The sequence below is a fragment of the Rhizobium leguminosarum genome (assembly GCF_002953715.1).
GTDB classification, from domain to species: Bacteria; Pseudomonadota; Alphaproteobacteria; order Rhizobiales; family Rhizobiaceae; genus Rhizobium; species Rhizobium leguminosarum_V.
Genome location: NZ_CP025015.1, coordinates 268,111 through 288,958 on the forward strand (window position 1 = coordinate 268,111; position 20,848 = coordinate 288,958).

12 protein-coding genes and 3 pseudogenes are annotated in these 20,848 nt (G+C 57.7%); 13 read left to right on the forward strand and 2 right to left on the reverse strand.

The features are described from left to right. Positions 1 to 86: 86 nt before the first annotated feature. From CUJ84_RS33600 to CUJ84_RS33635, 8 genes and pseudogenes are all read left to right on the forward strand, one after another. Entirely contained in the window at positions 87 to 1,322 is a 1,236-nt protein-coding gene (locus CUJ84_RS33600) for an ATP-grasp domain-containing protein (protein ID WP_105009843.1), read from the forward strand. Between the two features lie 679 nt (positions 1,323 to 2,001). Further along, positions 2,002 to 6,651, forward strand: coding sequence for a glutamate synthase large subunit (gltB, locus tag CUJ84_RS33605; protein WP_245457657.1), 4,650 nt, complete (start codon positions 2,002 to 2,004; stop codon positions 6,649 to 6,651). A gap of 228 nt (positions 6,652 to 6,879) precedes the next feature. After that, a complete protein-coding gene (gene glnA, locus CUJ84_RS33610; protein ID WP_105010018.1) occupies positions 6,880 to 8,286 on the forward strand; it encodes a type I glutamate--ammonia ligase in 1,407 nt (468 codons plus the stop codon). Between the two features lie 81 nt (positions 8,287 to 8,367). After that, positions 8,368 to 8,688, forward strand: coding sequence for a thioredoxin (gene trxA, locus CUJ84_RS33615; protein ID WP_105009844.1), 321 nt, complete (start codon positions 8,368 to 8,370; stop codon positions 8,686 to 8,688). 297 nt (positions 8,689 to 8,985) lie between these two features. Further along, entirely contained in the window at positions 8,986 to 10,230 is a 1,245-nt protein-coding gene (locus CUJ84_RS33620) for a D-amino acid dehydrogenase (protein WP_105009845.1), read from the forward strand. Between the two features lie 38 nt (positions 10,231 to 10,268). Continuing rightward, on the forward strand, positions 10,269 to 10,649 hold the full coding sequence (locus tag CUJ84_RS33625) for a RidA family protein (protein ID WP_105009846.1): 381 nt from the start codon (positions 10,269 to 10,271) through the stop codon (positions 10,647 to 10,649). Between the two features lie 227 nt (positions 10,650 to 10,876). After that, a pseudogene (locus CUJ84_RS39335) lies at positions 10,877 to 11,149 on the forward strand (aldehyde dehydrogenase family protein); the annotation flags it as partial. 239 nt (positions 11,150 to 11,388) lie between these two features. Then, positions 11,389 to 12,006 carry an AAA family ATPase gene (locus CUJ84_RS33635; protein ID WP_245457627.1) on the forward strand — a complete coding sequence of 206 codons (618 nt, stop codon included), beginning with the start codon at positions 11,389 to 11,391 and terminating at the stop codon, positions 12,004 to 12,006. Between the two features lie 176 nt (positions 12,007 to 12,182). On the opposite strand, the gene CUJ84_RS33640 is transcribed toward CUJ84_RS33635, so the two are convergent. Continuing rightward, positions 12,183 to 13,604 (reverse strand): IS4 family transposase, encoded by a 1,422-nt coding sequence (locus CUJ84_RS33640; protein ID WP_105009847.1) that lies wholly within the window; start codon positions 13,602 to 13,604, stop codon positions 12,183 to 12,185. A gap of 155 nt (positions 13,605 to 13,759) precedes the next feature. Here CUJ84_RS33640 and CUJ84_RS33645 point away from each other — a divergent pair. Continuing rightward, positions 13,760 to 13,999: pseudogene (locus CUJ84_RS33645) on the forward strand (Lrp/AsnC ligand binding domain-containing protein); the annotation flags it as partial. A 286-nt stretch (positions 14,000 to 14,285) separates the two neighbouring features. On the opposite strand, the gene CUJ84_RS33655 reads toward CUJ84_RS33645, so the two are convergent. Beyond that, the gene (locus CUJ84_RS33655; protein WP_115097769.1) at positions 14,286 to 14,750 is read right to left on the reverse strand and encodes an Lrp/AsnC family transcriptional regulator; all 465 of its coding nucleotides are present in this window, start codon (positions 14,748 to 14,750) and stop codon (positions 14,286 to 14,288) included. A 186-nt stretch (positions 14,751 to 14,936) separates the two neighbouring features. Between CUJ84_RS33655 and CUJ84_RS33660 the strand changes: the two genes are divergently transcribed. The 4 genes and pseudogenes from CUJ84_RS33660 to CUJ84_RS33675 all read left to right on the forward strand — a co-directional run. Then, positions 14,937 to 16,340 carry an aspartate aminotransferase family protein gene (locus tag CUJ84_RS33660; RefSeq protein WP_105009850.1) on the forward strand — a complete coding sequence of 468 codons (1,404 nt, stop codon included), beginning with the start codon at positions 14,937 to 14,939 and terminating at the stop codon, positions 16,338 to 16,340. A 168-nt stretch (positions 16,341 to 16,508) separates the two neighbouring features. Continuing rightward, positions 16,509 to 17,918, forward strand: a complete 1,410-nt coding sequence (locus CUJ84_RS33665; protein ID WP_105009851.1) for an aldehyde dehydrogenase family protein — start codon at positions 16,509 to 16,511, stop codon at positions 17,916 to 17,918. Positions 17,919 to 17,999: 81 nt separating this feature from the next. Next, positions 18,000 to 19,301 carry an aspartate ammonia-lyase gene (locus tag CUJ84_RS33670; protein ID WP_105009852.1) on the forward strand — a complete coding sequence of 434 codons (1,302 nt, stop codon included), beginning with the start codon at positions 18,000 to 18,002 and terminating at the stop codon, positions 19,299 to 19,301. Positions 19,302 to 19,595: 294 nt separating this feature from the next. Continuing rightward, positions 19,596 to 20,834 (forward strand): annotated as a pseudogene (locus tag CUJ84_RS33675) (CapA family protein); the annotation flags it as partial. Positions 20,835 to 20,848 lie beyond the last annotated feature (14 nt).

Below are 20,848 nucleotides of genomic sequence, written 5' to 3' on the forward strand. Positions count from 1 at the left end.
GGCCTGGCACGTTCCTACCTCGTAGGCTTCGATACTCGCCAGAGCCTGTACATAGGGTGTTATCGAAACCATGGAGGTCAACGCCATTGGCCAAAAGAGCGCTAATTCTGGTTGAGGGCCATAGAACTATTGGCCACCTGTACGTGAAAGAAGCCCGGCGTTTGGGTCTTTACCCAATCACGCTTTCTGCCGACCCAGCTCAGTATGCATATCTCGAGGAGGAAGGCACTGAGGTCATCCCAGTCGCCACGGACAATGTCCAGGCTCTGCTTCATGAATGTTCACTACTGCGTTCAACCCATGAAATCGCTGGCATAACTGGCTTTTCGGGACTTGACGAGTCGATTTATGTGACAGTCAGCGAACTCTGCCGGCATTTCCGTCTGCCGGGGCCGGACCCTGCTTCGATCGATCGATGCAACGACAAATTCAATCAACGTCAGTTGCTCAAAAAGGCAGGCATTCCAATGCCCGCTTATCGCTTAGCAATGGATGCAAAGGAGGTAGAATACGCAGCCGCAGAGATCGGCCTACCTGTAGTTCTAAAGCCAGCTGAAGGAAGCGGCAGCAGTGGCGTTCGATTGTGCCGCGATGTCGCCGAATTGGCCGCTCATACGAGCTATCTGCTGGGCGGGGAACACACTTGGCGGTCCAGGCCGAGGATACTAGTCGAAGAGTTCGCAATGGGAACTTTTTTCAGTGCTAACTTAATGGGGAGTGAAGTCGTTGCAATCGGTGCTTCTGAATTCGGCCCCCCGCCGAACTTCGTCTTCCATGAGACTGTCTTTCCGGCCCCTGTGACTGATGAGGAATATAATCGCGTGGTCGATCTGTCCCGGCGCTGTTTGGAAGGTCTCGGGCTTGGCTGGGGACCGACAAACGTTGAATTCCGATGGACAAAGCAGGGGCCCGTAGTGATTGAAGTCAATCCGCGTCTTGCCGGTGGCGCCAGTCCTCGGCTGGTTCAGCTCTCCTGCGGTATCGACCTCATACGCGAGCATATAAAGGTTGCTATCGGCCAGGAATGGGATTTGCGCAGCAGGCATTCGCGCACTGCAATTGTACGGCATCTAGTTCCTGATAGCGATGGGACCTTAGATTGGATTAGTGGCGGCGCCCGGGCGGCTTCTATTCAGGGTGTCGCCGATGTGAAGTTCCATGTAAAACCTAACGCCCGGATCATCAGGAGAGGCGACTATACAGATACTCTTGGACATGTCATCGCCGCGTCACCCAGCCTCGCTTTGACGCAGGAGATCCTCCAGCGGGCCGTTGACGAAGTCACTTGGTCAATCACACCATTTCGGACAGACGACGAATAGGTTGGGCTCCTCCCGCGAGCGGCTGATGCGGGAGCGAAATTTGCATTGATGTGACTCATAACAGAGGGAATCGTTGATGACGCTCTCGTTAATCACCATCACGGAAGCTAAAGCCTACGAACGGTGCCGGTTCCCCCATTTCCCTCTTCGGCCACCCTGGCGGCGCCCGCCTGACGACCGATCTCGGTCAGCCTCCCCGCGGCGCCTCAAAGTGCAAGCTTCTAGTGGCGGCAGACAGAGTACGTCCATGACATTCAGAGCGGACCGCACCGTGACTTTTAGAAGGAGCGATTCCAAAGCTGTGCCGCCTGCACACCAGTGCGTCTTCGCCATTGCCTACGCCGCTTGTGGGAGGGAACGTTTACTGGGTGCGAGCCATCTCGTCTGCATGTGGCAGCGGTTGGCCTGCGGCAAGGCTCTTAGCGGTATTGGGCGCTTTCGTGCGCCACAAGCGGATGCGTCCTACCCGATCCTGTAGGTTTCGGACTGCACTCGAGATGATAAATACAGAATTTAGGAAAGGAGATTTGCGTGGGCAGCGCCAGCCGGCGCCGGACCGTTAAATCAATAATGTTGATCTTGCTGAGGCGTGTCATCAGTCCGTCGACGGGAGATTGCCGCTGATATTCCTCGCCAACATCGCTGGTGGGGAGGAGAAACACAAGAGGGGCCTAAGGTAATGCCAACATTCGGCTCAAGTCCGACAGCCAAGAAGATTGCTGCCAATGCGGTCAAGCCTCGTGCCCAAGGCCTCTACGAGCCACGCAACGAGCAGGATGCCTGCGGTTTCGGCTTCGTCGTGCATATCAAGGGCCAGAAGTCGCACCAGATCGTCATGGATGGGCTGGGCATGCTCAAGAGACTAATGCATCGCGGCGCCGTCGGCGCCGATCCGCTGGTGGGTGACGGCGCTGGCATCCTGGTGCAGATCCCGAACCGTTTCTTCCGCGAGAAGATGGCCGAGCGGGGCATCACCCTGCCGCCGGTCGGCGAATATGGCGTCGGCCATATCTTCATGCCGCGCGATGAAAAGCAGATCGAGCACTTCAAGAAGGTGATCAAGGACGTCATCACCGAGGAAGGTCAGGTCTTCATCGGCTTCCGCGACGTGCCGGTCGACAATTCCTCGCTCTCCAAGGCGCCGGCCATTGCCGCAACCGAGCCGTTTCATGTGCAGGTCTTCATCGGCGCCGGCGAGGATGCCGAAAACAACGACGAGTTCGAGCGCCGGCTGTTCAAGCTGGGCAAGGTGATCTCCAACCGCATCTATGACGAGTGCGACGGCGAGGAGAGCAATTTCTATCTGGCATCGCTGTCGTCGGCGACGGTGGTCTACAAGGGCATGTTCCTGGCCGATCAGGTCGGCGTCTATTACAAGGACCTGTCGGATCCGCGTTTCGAAAGCGCGGTCGCCCTGGTCCACCAGCGCTTCTCGACCAACAGCTTACCATCGTGGAAGCTCGCGCATCCCTACAGCATGGTCGCCCATAACGGCGAGATCAACACTCTGAGCGGCAACGTCAACTGGATGGCGGCGCGCCGCCAGGCGTCGGTCTCCTCGCCGCTGTTCGGTGAGGACATCTCCAAGCTCTGGCCGATCTTCGAAAAGGGGCAGTCGGACACCGCCTCTCTCAACGACACACTCGAATTCCTGGTGCGCGGCGGTTGTTCGATGGCGCATGCGATGATGATGCTGATTCCGGAACCCTGGGCCGGCAACCAGCCGATGGCCGCCGAACGCAAGGCCTTCTACGAATATCATGCGGCGCTGATGGAACCATGGGACGGACCGACTGCCATCGCCTTCACCGACGGCAAGCAGATCGGCGCCATGCTCGACCGCAACGGCCTGCGGCCGGCGCGCTACCTCGTCACCGATGACGACCGCGTCATCATGGCGTCCGAAGCCGGCGTGCTGCCGGTTCCGGAAGAGAAGATCATCCAGAAGTGGCGCCTGCAGCCGGGCAAAATGCTGCTGATCGACATGGAAGAAGGCCGCATCATCTCCGACGACGAGGTGAAGTCGCAACTGGCGACGGCGCATCCCTATCGCAGCTGGCTCAACCGCACCCAGCTCATCCTCGAAGACCTGAAGCCGGTGGAACCGAGGGCGCTGCGCCGCGACGTGTCGCTGCTCGACCGCCAGCAGGCCTTCGGCTACACTGAGGAGGACCTGGCGATGGTCTTGAAGCCAATGGTCATTGACGGCGAAGAGGCTCTCGGTTCGATGGGCATGGATACGCCCATCTCGGCGATGTCGCAAAAGCCGAAGCTGCTCTACACCTATTTCAAGCAGAGATTCGCGCAGGTGACCAATCCGCCGATCGACCCGATCCGCGAGGAACTGGTCATGAGCCTGGATTCCTTCATCGGGCCGCGGCCGAACATTCTCGACCATGAGGGGGCGGCAAACGCCAAGTGGCTCAAGGTTCGTCAGCCGATCTTGACCAATGGCGATCTTGAAAAGATCCGCTCGACCGGCCGTTTCGACACCAAGACGCTCGATTTCACCTATGATATCGAGCGTGGCGCCGAAGGCATGCCCGAAATGCTCGACCGGCTCTGCGAGCGCGCGGAAGCGGCCGTCAAGGGCGGCTACAACATCATCGTGCTCTCCGACCGCCAGATCGGGCCGGACCGGATCGCCGTTCCCGCATTGCTCGCCACAGCCGCCGTGCATCACCATCTGATCCGCAAAGGGCTGCGCACCTCGGTCGGTCTCGTCGTCGAGACCGGAGAGCCGCGAGAGGCTCATCATTTCTGCCTGCTCGCCGGCTACGGTGCCGAGGCGATCAACCCGTATCTTGCCTTCGACACGCTGCTCGACATGCATGCCAAGGGCGAATTCCCGAGGGAAATGGATGCTTCCGAAGTCGTCTGCCGCTACATCAAGGTGGTCGGCAAAGGCATCCTCAAGGTCATGTCGAAGATGGGCATCTCGACCTACCAGTCCTATTGCGGCGCGCAGATCTTCGATGCGATCGGCCTGCAGTCGGAGTTCATCGACAAGTATTTCTTCGGAACCGCGACGATGATCGAAGGCGTCGGCCTCGAGGCGATCGCCGCAGAAACTGTCGCCCGCCATAATGCGGCCTTCGGTACCGATCCGCTTCTTGCCACGACGCTCGACATCGGCGGCGAATATACCCAACAAATAGGCGGTGAAAGCCACGCCTGGACGCAGGATGCGGCCGTCGTCCTTAAGAAGGCCGTGCGCGGCAATGCCGAGGACCGCTACCGCGAGTTCGCCGATATGATGAACAATTCGGCGCGCATGAACACGATCCGCGGTCTCTTCAAGCTGAAGAGCGCCGAGGCGCTCGGCCGCAAGCCGGTATCGATCGACGAGGTCGAGCCGGCGGCCGATATCGTCAAGCGGTTCTCGACGGGGGCGATGTCCCACGGCTCGATTTCCAGAGAGGCGCATACGACACTGGCGATCGCAATGAACCGGATCGGCGGCAAGTCGAACACCGGCGAGGGCGGCGAAGAATCCGACCGCTACATGCCGCTGGCCGATGGTTCGATGAACCCGGAACGTTCGGCGATCAAGCAGATCGCGTCGGGCCGCTTCGGCGTCACCACCGAATATCTCGTCAATGCCGACGTGCTGCAGATCAAGGTGGCGCAAGGCGCCAAGCCTGGCGAAGGCGGCCAACTGCCCGGAGACAAGGTGGATGCGACCATTGCCAAGACCCGCCACTCGACACCGGGTGTCGGCCTGATCTCGCCACCGCCGCACCACGACATCTATTCAATCGAAGATCTGGCGCAGCTGATCTACGATCTGAAGAACGTCAACCCGACCGCCGATGTTTCGGTCAAACTCGTCTCTGAAGTCGGCGTCGGTACGGTTGCTGCCGGCGTCGCCAAGGCGCGCGCCGACCATATTACTCTTTCGGGCTCCGACGGCGGCACGGGTGCTTCGTCGCTGACCTCGCTCAAACATGCCGGCAGCCCTTGGGAAATCGGCCTTGCCGAGACCCAGCGGACGCTGGTGCAGAACGGGCTGCGCTCGCGCGTCGCCCTGCAGGTCGACGGCGGCCTGAAGACCGGCCGCGACGTTATCATCGGGGCGCTGCTTGGAGCCGACGAGTTCGGCTTTGCCACCGCGCCGCTGATTGCCGCCGGCTGCATCATGTGTCGCAAGTGCCATCTCAACACCTGTCCGGTGGGCGTGGCGACCCAGGATCCGGCGCTGTGCAAGCGCTTCAAGGGCGCGCCGGAGCACGTCATCAACTACTTCTTCTTCGTCGCCAACGAAGTGCGCGAAATCCTCGCCTCGCTGGGCTTCACCCGGCTCGACGAGATCATCGGCGCCTCGGAGCTGCTGGAGAAGGACGAGATGCTGAACCACTGGAAGGCGAAGGGCCTCGATTTCAGCCTCATCTTCCACAAGGTCGACGCTCCCAAGGAAGAGACCTTCTGGACGAGCCGACAGAAGCACCCGATCGACGACATTCTCGACCGCGTGTTGATCGAGCGGGCTCAGCCGGCCCTGACGGCCAAGACGCCCGTCGCCTTCGAGGTCGGCATCAAGAACGTCGACCGTTCGGTGGGCGCGATGCTTTCCGGCGAGGTCGCCAAGCGTTACGGCCATTGCGGATTGAAGGAAGACACGATCAACGTGACACTTCGCGGCACGGCGGGGCAGAGCTTCGGCGCCTTCCTGGCACGCGGCGTCACTTTCAACCTGATCGGCGACGGCAACGACTATGTCGGCAAGGGCCTTTCAGGCGGCAAGATCATCATCCGGCCGCCGGAGAATTCGAGGATCGTGGCCGAGGACTCGATCATCGTCGGCAACACCGTGCTTTATGGTGCGACCGAGGGCGAGTGCTATTTCCGCGGTGTGGCGGGCGAACGTTTCGCGGTGCGCAATTCGGGCGCGATCGCCATCGTCGAGGGTGTCGGCGACCACGGCTGCGAATACATGACCGGCGGCGTCGTCGTCGTGCTCGGCGCCACGGGCCGCAACTTCGCGGCCGGCATGTCCGGCGGTGTCGCCTACGTGCTCGATGAAACCGGCGATTTCGCCAGCCGCTGCAACATGGCGATGGTCGAGCTCGAGCCGGTGCCCGAGGAGGACGACATGCTGGAGAAGCTGCATCATCACGGCGGTGATCTCATGCACAAGGGACGCGTCGATGTCTCCGGCGACATGACGCGCCATGACGAGGAGCGCCTCTACCAGCTGATCTCCAACCATCTGCACTATACGGGCTCGGCCCGCGCCAAGCAGATTCTCGACAACTGGGCCTATTACCGCCCGAGATTCCGAAAGTGCATTCCGCGAGGCCAGGGCATACCGAGGAGGGAAAGCAAGTGAACGGAAGTGGCAGCGACAAAATCGTTTGGTTTTGTCCGACAATGTCGGCCATAAATATTGTCACAGAAAGTTATCATGCTGTTTTACAAGCGTTTTCCGTTTGGTATCGAAATTGCAAAGATTGGTGGACAGGCAAGAGGAGAAATCGTCCCGACATCGAGCCTACTGAAAATGCTCCCGCTCCAACGGGTTAAGCTGACTTTTGATCAACGCGGCGAAGGACCAAACATGGACCCGCTAAAAAGGCTGCTCAAGCTTATCAAAGACAACGACGTCCAAGAAATCGACTTCCGCTTCACGGATATGGGCGGCAAGTTGAAGCACATGACATACGACGTCGCAATAATCGACTCGGACATAATGACTAAAGGTTTCATGATAGACGGTTCGTCCTTTGGCGGCTGGAAGGCGATCAACGAGTCCGACATGGCCCTTATGCCAGATCCGACGACCGCCCAGATGGACCCGTTCCTCTCGGTACCCACGCTGACGATCATCTGCAACATTTTCGAACCTGTCACGGGTGAGCGCTACAACCGCGACCCACGCGGCATAGCCGAAAAGGCTGAGAATTACGTGCGGTCGATTGGAATCGCCGACACGGTGTATGTGGGTGCCGAGCCCGAGTTCTTCGTCTTCGACGACGTCAAGTACCAGGCCGACCCCTACAACACCGGCTTCAAGCTCGATTCCGTGGAGCTGCCGATCAACGGTGATAAGTCTTACGAAGGAGGTAATCTCGGCCACCGTATCCAGACCAAGGCCGGCTATATGTCAACGCCGCCGCAGGATTCCGGTCAAGAAATGCGCAGCGAGATGTCAGCACGCATAAGATCGATGGGCGTGACAGTGGAAAAGCACCACCACGAAGTGGCTCCTGCCCAGCACGAGATCAGCACGGAGTTCAAGACCCTGGTTCGCAGCGCCGACGAAGTGCAGATCCTCAAATACTGCGTCCGCAATGTCGCTGAACGTTACGGCAAGACGGCGACATTCATGGCGAAGCCGATCATTGGCGTGAATGGCTCGGGTATGCACGTGCACCTATCGTTGTGGAAGGGCGACAAGCCGATCTTTGCCGGCGACGAATATGCCGGCCTTTCGGAGAGCTGCCTGTTCTATATCGGCGGCATCATCAAGCATGCCAAAGCGCTCAACGCCTTCACCAACCCGTCGACGAATTCCTACAAGCGTCTCGTCCCGGGTTACGAAGCACCTGTGTTGCTTGCCTATTCGGCCCGCAATCGCTCGGCCGCCTGCCGTATTCCGTTCGGCTCCAACCCGGAGGCAAAGCGTGTGGAGGTCCGCTTCCCGGATCCGGCCGCCAACCCCTATCTCGCCTTCGCCTCCATCCATATGGCCGGTCTCGATGGCATCCTGAACAAGATCGATCCAGGTCCAGCGATCGACAAAGACCTCTACGACCTGCCACTGTACGAAAAGGAAAAAATTCCGACCGTCTCTCTATCGTTGCGCGAAGCTCTTGACAGTCTCCACAACGACCGCGCCTTCCTCAAGGCCGGTGGCGTCTTTAACGACGATTTCATCGACAGCTATATCAAGCTGAAAATGGAAGAGGTCGATCTCTTAGAGGAAACCCCGCACCCGGTTGAGTTCCAGATGTACTACTCATGACAGAAAGGAGCGTAACCTTCGGCGACATCATCACATTGAGATCGCACAATCATATGACAACCCAATTTAAAGGAGTCGCCCATGTCTATTTTCAAAGTTGATAAAGATAACTTTCAGTCAGAAGTTCTGGAATTCGAAAAACCGGTTGTGGTCGATGTCTGGGCCGATTGGTGCGGCCCCTGCAAGATAATTGCTCAGGTCCTCGAAGAAATCGCCGTCGAGTTGGACGGCAAGGTCAAATTCGCCAAGCTGAATATCGATGAGAACCCAGAACTCGCCGCGCAGTTCGGTGTGGAGTCTATTCCGACCCTTGCAATCTTCAAGGACGGCGAGGTTGCCGATAAGCTGGTCGGTGCAAGACCGAAGTCCGATATTTCTAACTGGATTCTGAACGCCGTCTGAGGTGAGTGATATCGACCAACTGCTATGAGAAAAGGGGCGGGGCGACCGGTCGTTTTTTATTGCGGTCGCCATTTCGAAGGTGCCATTGTCGGCTAGCTGTAGGCTTTGAGGTTGTCCATCCGGAGTGAATATTAGGAGACTGGAGTTGCTACACCTCGATTTTCCAGGATCACTCCGAATGAACATCTGGACAATGACCGACAGACACGGCTGCATCGAGAGGAAATGGCTCTGGCCGTCGCCTCGGCGACCGCTACCATAGACGGCATCGTTAGGGGTTCATCCATTGAGGACATTATGAGGGTCATCGTTCTAGGCGCCGGTATTGTTGGCGTCACCTCCGCATATCAGCTCGCAAAAGCCGGTCACACAGTCACCGTTGTCGACCGGCAGAAAGGTCCGGGACTTGAGACAAGCTTTGCTAATGCAGGCGAAGTCTCGTTCGGATATTGCTCACCTTGGGCAGCGCCAGGAATTCCGATGAAGGCTTTGAAATGGCTGTTCATGGAACACGCGCCGCTGATCCTTCGGCCGAAGATCGATGGCGCCATGCTGTCATGGCTCGTAAAGATGCTCTCGAACTGCACTTCCGAGCGCTATGCAATCAACAAGAGCCGCATGCTGAGGTTGGCTGACTACAGTCGTATCTCCCTCGCTACCCTGCGCAAAGAGACAGCCATCGAGTACGACCAGCGTATGCAGGGCACGCTCCAACTCTTCCGTACGCAGGCACAGCTTGATGCCTCCGGCAAGGACGTCAAGGCGCTTGCAGCGGACGGCATTCCCCACGAGGTTCTTGATCGTGACGGCTGTGTCCGCACTGAGCCGGCGCTCGCGCATGTCCGCGATAAGATCACCGGCGGTCTGCTGACGCCAAAGGACGAAACTGGCGACTGCTTCAAATTCACCAACGCGCTTGCCAAAAACGCCGAGCAGCTTGGCGTCCGGTTTTCCTGGAGTACGGAGATTAAAGGCTTGGATGTCGAGGCCGGCCGGGTGCGCGGCGTTGTGACGAAATGGGGAACCCTGCCCGCAGATGCGGTCGTCGTGGCACTGGGCAGCTACTCTCCGTTGCTTCTCAGACGCCACGGCATCAAGCTCCCTGTCTATCCGGTCAAGGGCTACTCCCTGACGATCCCTATCACTGACCCCGCGCGGGCGCCGGAATCGACGATCATGGACGAGACTTACAAGATCGCCATTACGCGTCTGGGCGACCGTATCCGCGTCGGGGGCATGGCAGAAATCTCCGGCTATTCGAACGACCTCGGCCTAGCCCGCCGGAGCACCCTCGAGCATTCCGTCATGGATCTTTTTCCCGGTGGTGATGTAAAAGAGGCGACATTCTGGTCGGGTCTTCGCCCGATGACTCCGGATGGAACGCCGGCGATTGGTCCCACCAAGATCGCGGGCCTCTTCCTCAACACCGGACACGGCACACTCGGTTGGACGATGAGCTTTGGCTCGGCCCGAGTCATCGCTGATCTCGTGTCCGGTCGAAAGCCCGAAATCGACGCAACTGACCTGGCGGTTAGCCGCTAGACCTAAACCACACTCAAAACCTCACGGAGCATAAAACCTTGATTGAACAAATTTCCACGACCGACGCTCCTGGTGCCGTCGGCCCATACTCACAAGCAATCAAGGCCGGCGATCTGCTCTTTGTTTCGGGTCAACTGCCAATTGATCCGGCCACAGGCGAGTTCACTTCCGCAAGCGCCGTAGAACAGGCCGAACAGTGCCTTAGAAACCTTGAGGCCATCGCCAGGGCCGCCGGTGCTGAACTGTCGAAGATAGTCAAGACGACCGTGCTGCTAACCGACCTTGGTGACTTCATCGAGGTCAACGGCGTTTATGCGAGATTTTTCTCACCTCCCTTTCCCGCTCGCGCATGCTACGAGGTAAAGGCTCTTCCAAAAGGCGCGAAGGTCGAGATTGAAGCTGTCATTTCCCTGGTTTGATCGAAGGAGAAAACCAACGCGCGAACCGGAGCGATGTTCGTCATTGCCCGGTTTTGCTGTTTTCAACACGAACGGAAATAGAGATGGTCGTGAGCATACCCGGGAGTAGGAAGAGCAATGGTCCTAGCCACGGCATTGACGCGTCATTTGAAACGAGCGGAGCTATTCCTTGATCATGCCAATGGCTTTTGCTCTTCGCCTGCAGGGCTAAGCAAGAGATTTGCGGTGGAGAATTGCTGGCGGAAGTACCCGACATGAATGCCGATGATATCCGGTTCGCCATTGAAAAAGCTGACGCCTCGCAAGAGGCCTGGGCTCGGCTCACCGCCCGCGCGCGATCAGAGGTATTGTGGAATTGGCATCGGTTAATTATTGGGCATGGTGATGATCTCGGTGCTATCCTCCCTGCGGAGATGGGAAAACCGCTGGCAGAGGCCAAATCAGAGATCTCCCATGCGGCGGCCTATGTGCAACGGAACGCCGAAGAAGCCAACCGCATCTAGGGCGAAACCATTTTGGCTCCATCTGCCGATCGCGAATGCTACCATTTCCTAGGTTGATGGCCGTTTGAACCAATGACGAAAGTTGCCGTCGATCTATATAACACGTACTCGCCATCTCCTCCTCAGCCAGTTCAGGGTCAAAGCTTGGCCATGCACCGAACCCCCGTCCCTTCGTAACAAAGCTCTCCCACAGCTCCTGGGAGATCTGAGGAGCGAAGTCGACAGGAGCAAAGTCAATGTTTCCACGACGTCAGGCCGCCGCTCCGTTTCCTACGGCCGATGAAAACGACCCTAATTTCCCAAGGGGTGTCCCTATACTGCCTTTACATTCCCTGGGCGAGCGCATCGCGATTCTTGGCCCTTCAAACGCAGGCAAGTCGACCTTGGCGGTCGCCTTGTCTAAGAAGCTCGGTATTCCAGCCGTCCATCTCGACCAACTTCATCATCTGCCCTGCACGGATTGGCAGTCGCGCCCGGAAGCAGAGTTTGCCGCGCTTCATGATGCGGCGATTCACGAAGAGCGGTGGATTATCGAGGGTAGCTACTCGCGCCTGATGCCGCAGCGATTAGCCCGTGCCACTGGCGTTATTGTCATCACCTCAAATCATTGGCTGCGTTTTTTGCGCTATCTCAAACGCACTCTTGCCAATCAACCGGATCGCGCAGGACACCTCCAAGGGGCCAAAGACAGTATAAAATGCGGAATGGTTTATTGGATTCTGTTGAAGACCCGTAACAGCGGCGTCAAATATGCGAAAGTTCTTCAGGAGTTCGGTTTGCCAACCGTCCAGTGCCACACTGCAACTGCCCTCAATAACCTCTATCGAATTTGGGATCTGCCGGTCCGGCGGTAGCGAGACCGATGGACCCGACGTCAAGGGCCATTCGCGCGGGGCAAACAGTGTGACGCCCGATTCGGGGCTAAACAAAAAAATGCGATTCCCGCTGTTCATCGAAGTGTCCGAGCGCACGGAGTTAGTCATGGCCTAACTCCGGTCTCTAAAACGTAAGCATCCGGTGAAGCTTGCAATTACCCACATCTGAGTGTGGCCGCCATTTCGGTTCCGAGGCGAATGTCTGTCAGCCGGCTGAGGCCGCGCCAGACGACCGTATTTCCCGGTGGCGGATCTGATGTTCTTGCAAGGTAACCACCTAAACGAGCGAGTTTGGTGAGATAGAAGTTTAGCGATCCCGGCGTCGCTTGCCGGTTGCCTGCGTTGCTGACCATTTGATCGAGGATTTCAATTTCCTGTTCGGTGAGGGCCGCGGTTGGCGGTGTTTCGGGCGCTGTGCACGCGAGCATTGTCAACCAGAGCATTCTCCAGCTCATGATGCAAAACACGGCGACGAGGTTTGCCAGTCGATCGGCCGTTCGTAGTCTTGCATCTTCAGCCCGGCAACCGGACTTGAGGATCTTAGGGAAGACCTCAATCTTCCAGCGCATCGCGTACCATTTGATTTTTTCGACTGCCTCCTCGCAGCTATGCACCTCAAGATCCGTCAATAGCTTCCACTCGATGCGCTTGCGGCCGGCCGGAGGGTCGGGCTCTACCGCGTGGATGACGGTAAGGTCCAAAGCAGGGTATCGCTTCTTCTTGCCGATGGGCGGCAGCACCCGGATCCGTTTGAATCGGATGTCCAGGTGGACTTTGGTGACCTCATCGGTGTCGGCGCGAACTTCGATGAGATGCCGGCCGACAGTTTCAACATCGCGCATTTCAGCCGATATCGTGTGATCCCCGTTGCCAGCCAGCCGGTCGACGACGGTGCGCACGACGAAGTGCGTGCCAAGCTCCTTGGTCAGGCAGTAGAGTTCGTAGATATCACTTTCGCGATCGCCTACATGAATGCATCGGTCTGGCTGACCGAGAAGCGTGAGGGATTGGCACAGATTTTCAAGCCAACGGATGCTTTCCTTGGTTTCGATCGGAACACGTGTCGGATTGACCTTGCGTTTGAGCTGAGCCGTACCCTTGAACTTGTCGCGGCTCCAGAACTTGACGGCTGCCAACCCTAAGGGTAGCCCATCCAAGGTCACCGCAAGGCTCGAATGCATCAATATCCCGCAGACCGTATGGTGGCGCAGCCGCTCCTGTTTGTCACGGCCACTGTTGACGCTCTTCGTAAAGCCAACGGCATGCGGATTGCGGCGCTGATAGGTAAACTCGGTCGTGTCCTGCAGCACCAAGATCGGACCATTGGAAGCATCGTAGCGTTGAGCGGTCGCGGCGAAATGGCCGTTAAGGATATCGCCTTCCTCAACATTCGGGTTGGAGAAAAACCGATAAGCGGCTTTTGTGTTGGCCCAGTCCTGGCAGGCGAAAGGAATGGAGCCGCCCATATGCTCTCCAAGCTGTCGTAAAAGTTCTGTGCAGCGTCGGCCAAGGCGAGCATCCTTGAAAGACCCCGCGTCTATTTCCTGCTTGCTCCAATGGCCGTCATTATCAGCCATCACATCGTCTCGAACCGACATAAAGCACCACCTTAAGAGAATCAGGTGCTCGACACAGAATCACAAGTGATTCTTTCGATTCAAGATTTCAGCGAAACCTTTTCGTAAACGAGTCAGCTACTTATGGGTAATTGCAAGCCTCACCGGGCGCTTACCGGCAAACGGAGGACTACCTCGACAAGTTTGAGGCAGCCGTACGCAAGCATCCCGAGATCAGGGAATGCTATCTGATGACCGGTGGATCGGACTACATGCTCAGAGTTGATGTCGAGAATGCTGGGGCCTTCGAGCGCATACACAAAGAGGTTTTGTCCACCTTGCCTGGCGTCCTGCGTATCCATTCGAGCTTCTCGATCCGAGATGTCTTGGCGGCGCGCTCGAAGCAGAAACGATAGCATTTACGAGCTGTAATCCGCCGGTCGGGGAATGGCCGTAGCGGACGGCATAGCGAACTTTTTGCCAGCAGTGTCGGGGCTGAGCTTGACCGGTTCCTCTCAGATTGCCCGTAGCCTTGATCTATACGAACAGCCTTGCAGGTACTTCATCAACATGGACGCGGTGACATTGGCCATGTGGATTAGAGGCGGCATGGCCTCTCTGGCGAGATGGAAGATAGGCGTCTGTAAAAGCACGCCGCATGAGATGAAGGCCGCTTCTCGAACCGCTTAGGAACACTGTATCTTAATCTTCGATCGGAAAGGCAAACCCAGCCTTCACACGGTCCATGACAACCATCGTCTTGAACCCCTTGATATCATTATTCTCATAGAAGAAGCGGCGCGTAAACTGTTCGTAGTCTTCCATGTCCTTTGCGGTGACAACGAGCAGGAAGTCCGCGTCGCCGGTCACGTAGTAGCCGATCATCACTTCGCGTGTGTTTTTGATTGCTGCCTTAAAGCGATCGATAATGTCAGCCCTCTCCCGCTCAAGAGATACCAGGACGACGACCGTCACATGCCTGCCGACTGCCTTCGGGGACACGATTGAAACGTCAGCCTCGATGACGCCCTCGGCGCGCAGGCGCTTAAGGCGCCGCTGGCAGGCTGTAGGCGAAAGATGTGCTCGTTCGGCCAGTTCCTCGGACGTGAGCTTGTTGTTCTTTTGAACGGCGTTAAGTAGCGCGATATCCGCGCGATCGAGTTCCATGGTCGGGAAATCCTGCAGTTCGCGTTCATATTCGCAGGATTCCTGCATAGACTGCATCATATCCGCCGTCAATCTGCATCAGTTTGGCTGCACATTGCCGTCATCAAATATAGATGCGGGGAGTCAGGGGAGCATATCACGCTGCCTTTAGCCGCTTCACATCATCGTGTTACGGAAGGGCTCACAATGACCATCAACATTAAGGACATCGCCGAGAAGGACCGCAACTCGGTCCTGCATCCGTTCACGCAGCTGAAGGACTTTGCCAGCGGCAAGCTTGGCGAGCCGACGATCGTCGAAACGGGGAAGGGAGTCCGCATCCAGGACGCCTACGGCAATCAGTTGATCGATGGCTTTGCCGGGCTTTACTGCGTCAATGTCGGCTACGGCCGCACCGAGGTAGCTGAGGCGATCTCGCGCCAAGCCTACCGGCTTGCCTATTACCACTCTTATGCCGCTCACACGACTGACGAATTGGCGATCCTCTCTGACCGTCTGGTGAAGATGGCCCCGGGCAAGATGAGCAAGGTGTTCTACGGCATGTCCGGTTCGGACGCCAACGAGACCCAGGCCAAGCTCGTCTGGTACTACAACAATCTGCGCGGCAAGCCCACGAAGAAGAAGATCATCTCACGCGAGCGCGGCTACCACGGTTGTAGTGTTGTTTCGGGTTCGATGACCGGCATGAGCTTCTACCACGACCATATGGACCTTCCCTTGGCGCAGATCACCCATACAGGCGTGCCGCACCATTACTGGGGTGCCAATCCTGGCGAGACTGAGCGGGAATTCTCCGCACGCCGGGCTGTCGAGCTCGACCAGCTCATCGAACAGCTTGGGCCTGACAATGTCGGCGGCTTCATCGCTGAACCAGTGCTTGGCACAGGCGGTATCACGCCGCCGCCGGAAGGTTATTGGGAGGCCATCCAGCCGGTGCTCAAGAAGCATGACGTGCTGTTGATCGCCGACGAAGTCATCACCGGTTTTGGCCGCACCGGTTCCATGTTCGGATCGCAGCATTATGGTATCGAGCCGGACTTGATCACGGTCGCCAAGGGCCTGACGTCTGCCTACTTCCCGCTCTCGGCTGCGATCGTCGGCGAGAAGGTTTATAAGGTGCTGGAAGACGGAGCCGACAGGGTCGGTGCCTTCTCGCATGGCTATACCTATTCCGGCCATCCGATCGGCGCAGCCGCGGCCAACGCCGTACTCGACATCGTTGAGAAGGAAGATCTGCCGGGGAATGCCCGCGATGTTGGCGCCTATTTCCAGGCGCAGATCAAGGAAAAATTCGCGCAATTGCCGATCGTCGGCGAGGTGCGTGGTGTTGGCCTGATGGGTGCAATCGAGTTCGTCGGCGACCGCGAGAGCAAGACCCGTTTCGATCCGTCGCTGAAGGTGGGTGCACGTGTCTCGAAGGCAGCTCGCGACGGCGGTCTGATCGCCCGTGCGATGCCGCATGGCGACATCCTCGGCTTCGCACCGCCGCTGGTCACCACCAAGGAAGAGATCGACGAGATCGTCTCGATTGCCGAGAAGGCAGTGCGCTCGGTCATGGACGACCTGGTGCGCGACGGCCAGAAGCTCTGACCGAGAGCGGCTTGCGTTTTCCAGGCCATCGCTGAACAGCCAGTCGCAATCAGATTGTCGTTGTCGACCACATCAAGTGGGCACAGGGTGGGGATAAGACCTCACCTTGCCCGAAGACCATACCCGCCGCTCATGCCGGCGCTTCATCAGGGAAAGGGAAGTTGGCCTATGACCGCTGCCAAACTTCATATCAAAGCGGGCCTGCCGCCCATATCTGTTTACAGTCCGTTTGACGGCTCTCTGATCGGATCGATCGACACAACGGAGGCATCCGACGTCGACGAACTCATCGCTCGTGCCCGTCGCGGGGCCGAACTCTCGCGCAACCTGCCGCGGCACAAGCGGGCAAGCATCCTCGAAGGTGCTGCACAACTTATCGAGCGCCGCCGCGATGCCTTTGCCGAGACCATCGCACGCGAAGCCGGAAAGACGATCGTTCAGGCACGCAAGGAAGTCAGTCGCTGCGTCAATACGCTAAAACTCTCTGCCGAGGAAGCAAAGCGCAATGCAGGCGAGATCATCCCCTTCGATGCATTTGCCGGATCAGAACAGCGCCAGGGTTGGTTCACGCGGGAACCGCTCGGTATCATCACCGCTATCACGCCATATAACGATCCGCTGAACCTGGTCGCGCACAAGCTCGGTCCGGCGATCGCAGGCGGCAACGCAGTGCTACTGAAGCCGTCGAGTTTGACGCCGTTCTCCGCCGTCAATCTCGTCGATGCCCTCTTGGAAGCCGGCCTTCCACGCGATGTCATCACCATTGTTCACGGTGACAGGGAACTGGTCACTGCCTTGATCACATCCCGAGATGTCCGCATGGTGTCGTTTACCGGTGGATTTGCCACCGGCGAAGCCATTAGCCGCGCGGCGGGGCTTAAGAAGCTGGCAATGGAATTGGGCGGCAACGCCCCCGTCATCGTGATGAGTGACTGCAACTTTGATAAAGCGGTCGAGGGCTGCGTCTCCGGCGCGTTCTGGGCGGCTGGCCAAAACTGCATCGGCGCCCAGCGCATCCTGGTGCAGGCGGCTCTTTATGAGCGGTTCCGAGATGCCTTCGTCGCTGGGACCAAAAAGCTCAAGGCCGGCGATCCGTTGCGCGGCGACACCGATGTCGGCCCGATGATCTCGGCGCAATCGGCCGAGCGGACCGAAGCTGCTGTCAATGACGCGATTGCCGCTGGAGCGACGCTGCTCTGCGGTCATCGTCGCGAAGGCTCGCTTTATCATCCAACGGTGCTCGAAGGCACGCCGCGAACTTGCGGGCTATGGAGTGAGGAAGTGTTCGCGCCTGTTGTCATGCTGGCTCCGTTCGAGACCATAGGTGAAGCCATCGAGATTGCCAATGATCCCGAATACAGCCTGCATGCCGGTATCTTCACCAACGATCTCAACGTCGCGCTCGACGCAGCAAACAGGATTGAGGCAGGCGGTGTGATGATCAACGATAGCTCCGATTACCGGTTCGATGCCATGCCCTTTGGCGGCTTCAAATACGGCAGCATGGGCCGCGAAGGCGTTCGCTTTGCCTACGAGGACATGACCCAGCCAAAGGTCGTTTGTATCAATCGCGGATGACAATTGGCGCTAGAACTGGCGCTGAGTTTTTCGTGATCCTGGGCTACCCGAGGCAACGCCGCCTGAACAATCGAGGCAACAATGTCTAATGACACTCGTATCGAACACGATCCCCTTGGCCCGGTGAGCGTGCCGGCAGATCGATATTATGGCGCTCAGACGGCCAGAGCGCTCGCTAACTTCCCGATCTCGGGCATTCCGATCAAAAGCATGCCGTCCGTCATACAGGCACTCGCCCACGTAAAGATGGCTGCTGCACAGGCGAATTGTGACGAGGGATTACTGCCAAGCGAAAAGCGAGACGCGATCGTGCTGGCTTGCCAGGAAGTGCTGGCGGGCAGGCACCACGAAGAATTTCTCGTCGACGTATTTCAGGGTGGAGCGGGCACTTCCACCAACATGAACATGAACGAGGTATTGGCAAATCGTGCGAGCGAACTGCTGGGTGGGTTCAGGGGCGAGGGGCGTCTGGTTCATCCAAATGACGACGTCAACCGATCCCAATCAACAAACGATGCATACGCGACTGCCGTCCGGCTTTCCGTGATCCCAGCTAGCCGCCAACTGCGCGATGCGCTCGCCGATCTCGCCGCGGCCCTTAATCGCAAGGCGAAAGAGTTTGCAGATATCAGCAAGCTCGGGCGAACCCAATTGCAGGACGCTGTTCCGATGACGCTTGGACAGGAGTTTGCAGCGTTCGCGACGACGCTTTTGGAAGACTGTGACCGTCTTGACGAGACAGAGCGGCTGTTTCTGGAGGTCAACCTCGGCGGTACAGCAATCGGAACCGGGGTCGCAGCCACCCCATCCTACCGACAGCGCGCGATCGAGAATTTATCCCGCAACATGCAATTGCCAGTGGTCGGATCAAAAGACCTGCTGGAGGCAAGTTGGGACATGGGCGCATTCATGCTTCACATGGGGCTTTTGAAGCGAACTGCGGCGAAGCTTTCGAAGATCGCGAATGATTTTCGGCTCCTGTCAAGCGGCCCGCGCGGGGGTATCGGCGAGATTGTGCTACCATCCCTTCAACCGGGTTCTTCGTTGATGCCTGGGAAGGTCAACCCGGTTGCTGCAGAAGCACTGAACCAAGTCTGTTTTTATGTATATGGCATGGATACGACGGTCGGCATGGCTGCCGAAGCAGGGCAGCTTCAGCTGAACGCCATGGAGCCGGTGATCATTTTCAGTATCCACAACGCCATGGAGCTCCTTAAGCAAGCGATCGGGACATTTACGAGAACATGCGCCGAAGGGGTTCAGGCGAACGCTGCACAGTGTGAAGCCAACCTCAAGAATAGCACGGCGTTCGCAACAGAACTTGTGACGTCGATTGGCTACGAGGCAGCGGCCGAAATCGTGAAAGCACGATTGGCGAGTTGATTTCTCCGCAAGGAATACATTGGAGTTTCCCCGCCCTCCGGGGCGAACTGGCTGTCGTCGAATCCGCTTCGGCGGCAGCCATCTTTTTAGGATGGGCTGACAACGTGGCTTGGCGGACAGCTGGCGATGTGTGCCAGAATTTGGCTCTGCCACCTATCACGCATTGCTTTGTGAGGACTGATCCGGACCTCCGACTACGGGGCGTACAGGCCGCATGTTCGGCATGCCGGGCAGGATGAGAGACAGTTCATTGACTTTACAATTCAACGAACGAACGACATTGAGGATAGATTCATGACGGAAAAGCTGGCGGTTAATTCTGGGCATGATGATAATGGACCGGTTCAGCCAGGCCTCCACGACGTCGATGGCTGCGTTGAGACAAACGTCGCAGATGGCTTCACGCTGGTGGCTGTTGGCGACCTGATCGTCACGCGACCGCTCACAAAAGGTCACCATCCAGGGTTCAGTGAGGTCGTCGAGATCCTGCGCAACGCTGACGCCACTTTCGGGAATATGGAAACCAATATCCTCGACATCCGGTCGTTCAAAGGAAGCCCACAGGCGGAGCACGGTGGTGCCAATCACGTCAGCCTGCCAGATCTCGGGCCTGATCTGAAGTCCATGGGCTTTAACTTGGTGAGCTATGCCAACAATCATACCTTCGAATGGGGAGTTGAGGGCATGCGCGAGACATGCCGAGCGCTCGGTCAGAATGGAATTGTCTACGCTGGAGTTGGCGAAAACTTGGCAAAAGCTGGTGCTGCGCGTTTCCTGGAGACCCCGCGCGGTCGGGTAGCGCTGATATCATGTGCGTCGACGTTTACCCCAATGTCGCGTGCATGCGATCCGGCCGGTGAGGCACCGGGCCGACCTGGGCTTAATCCCCTTCGTCTCGAAGAACGGATTGTCGTTACTCCTCCAATGTTTGAAAGTCTACGACAAGTGCGTAACGCATTGCCGAACTATCGGCCAGGTGAAAGCAATTCAACTTCTCTTAAGCTGGCTGGAGCGACGTACACGACCGGCGAGAACGGAGGCTACAGCTACCGACCCAACCCAATCGACGTCGCCAACGTCCTGCGCAACACTCGGCAGGGAAAGCAGTTCGCCGATTTCTGTATCGTCACCAATCATGGCCATGAGCCGGGCAATTGGAGCCAGCAGCCTCCCGATTATGAACAAGCGTTTGCACGTCAGATGATTGATGCCGGGGCCGACGCATACATCGTTCATGGACCGCACCAATTGAGGGGCATCGAGATCTACAAGGGTCGGCCGATCTTCTACAGCGTCGGCAACTTCATAATGGATGACCTCTGGACACCGGTCGGCGCCGACATGTTCGCCGCATACGGCAAGGATCCGCGAACTGACACCGATGCGGAAGTGACGCTGGCAGAAATGGCAGAAGGATATGAGACGGACGCGGGTTTTTCTGACCCGATATTCCACGAAAGCGTCATTGCAGTGAGCCGGTTTGAAAATAATCAGCTCGCGCAAACGCGGTTGTATCGTAAGCGCGTAGGCCATCCCACGTATCTTTC

What these genes read in the sequence shown, in the direction of transcription:
- CUJ84_RS33660 (WP_105009850.1), top strand. Translation starts at nt 14,937, where the DNA reads ATGACCATCAACATTAAGGACATCGCCGAGAAGGACCGCAACTCGGTC.
- trxA (WP_105009844.1), top strand. Translation starts at nt 8,368, where the DNA reads ATGTCTATTTTCAAAGTTGATAAAGATAACTTTCAGTCAGAAGTTCTG.
- CUJ84_RS33620 (WP_105009845.1), top strand. Translation starts at nt 8,986, where the DNA reads ATGAGGGTCATCGTTCTAGGCGCCGGTATTGTTGGCGTCACCTCCGCA.
- CUJ84_RS33635 (WP_245457627.1), top strand. Translation starts at nt 11,389, where the DNA reads ATGTTTCCACGACGTCAGGCCGCCGCTCCGTTTCCTACGGCCGATGAA.
- CUJ84_RS33640 (WP_105009847.1), bottom strand. Translation starts at nt 13,604, where the DNA reads ATGGCTGATAATGACGGCCATTGGAGCAAGCAGGAAATAGACGCGGGG.
- gltB (WP_245457657.1), top strand. Translation starts at nt 2,002, where the DNA reads ATGCCAACATTCGGCTCAAGTCCGACAGCCAAGAAGATTGCTGCCAAT.
- CUJ84_RS33670 (WP_105009852.1), top strand. Translation starts at nt 18,000, where the DNA reads ATGTCTAATGACACTCGTATCGAACACGATCCCCTTGGCCCGGTGAGC.
- CUJ84_RS33655 (WP_115097769.1), bottom strand. Translation starts at nt 14,750, where the DNA reads ATGGAACTCGATCGCGCGGATATCGCGCTACTTAACGCCGTTCAAAAG.
- CUJ84_RS33665 (WP_105009851.1), top strand. Translation starts at nt 16,509, where the DNA reads ATGACCGCTGCCAAACTTCATATCAAAGCGGGCCTGCCGCCCATATCT.
- glnA (WP_105010018.1), top strand. Translation starts at nt 6,880, where the DNA reads ATGGACCCGCTAAAAAGGCTGCTCAAGCTTATCAAAGACAACGACGTC.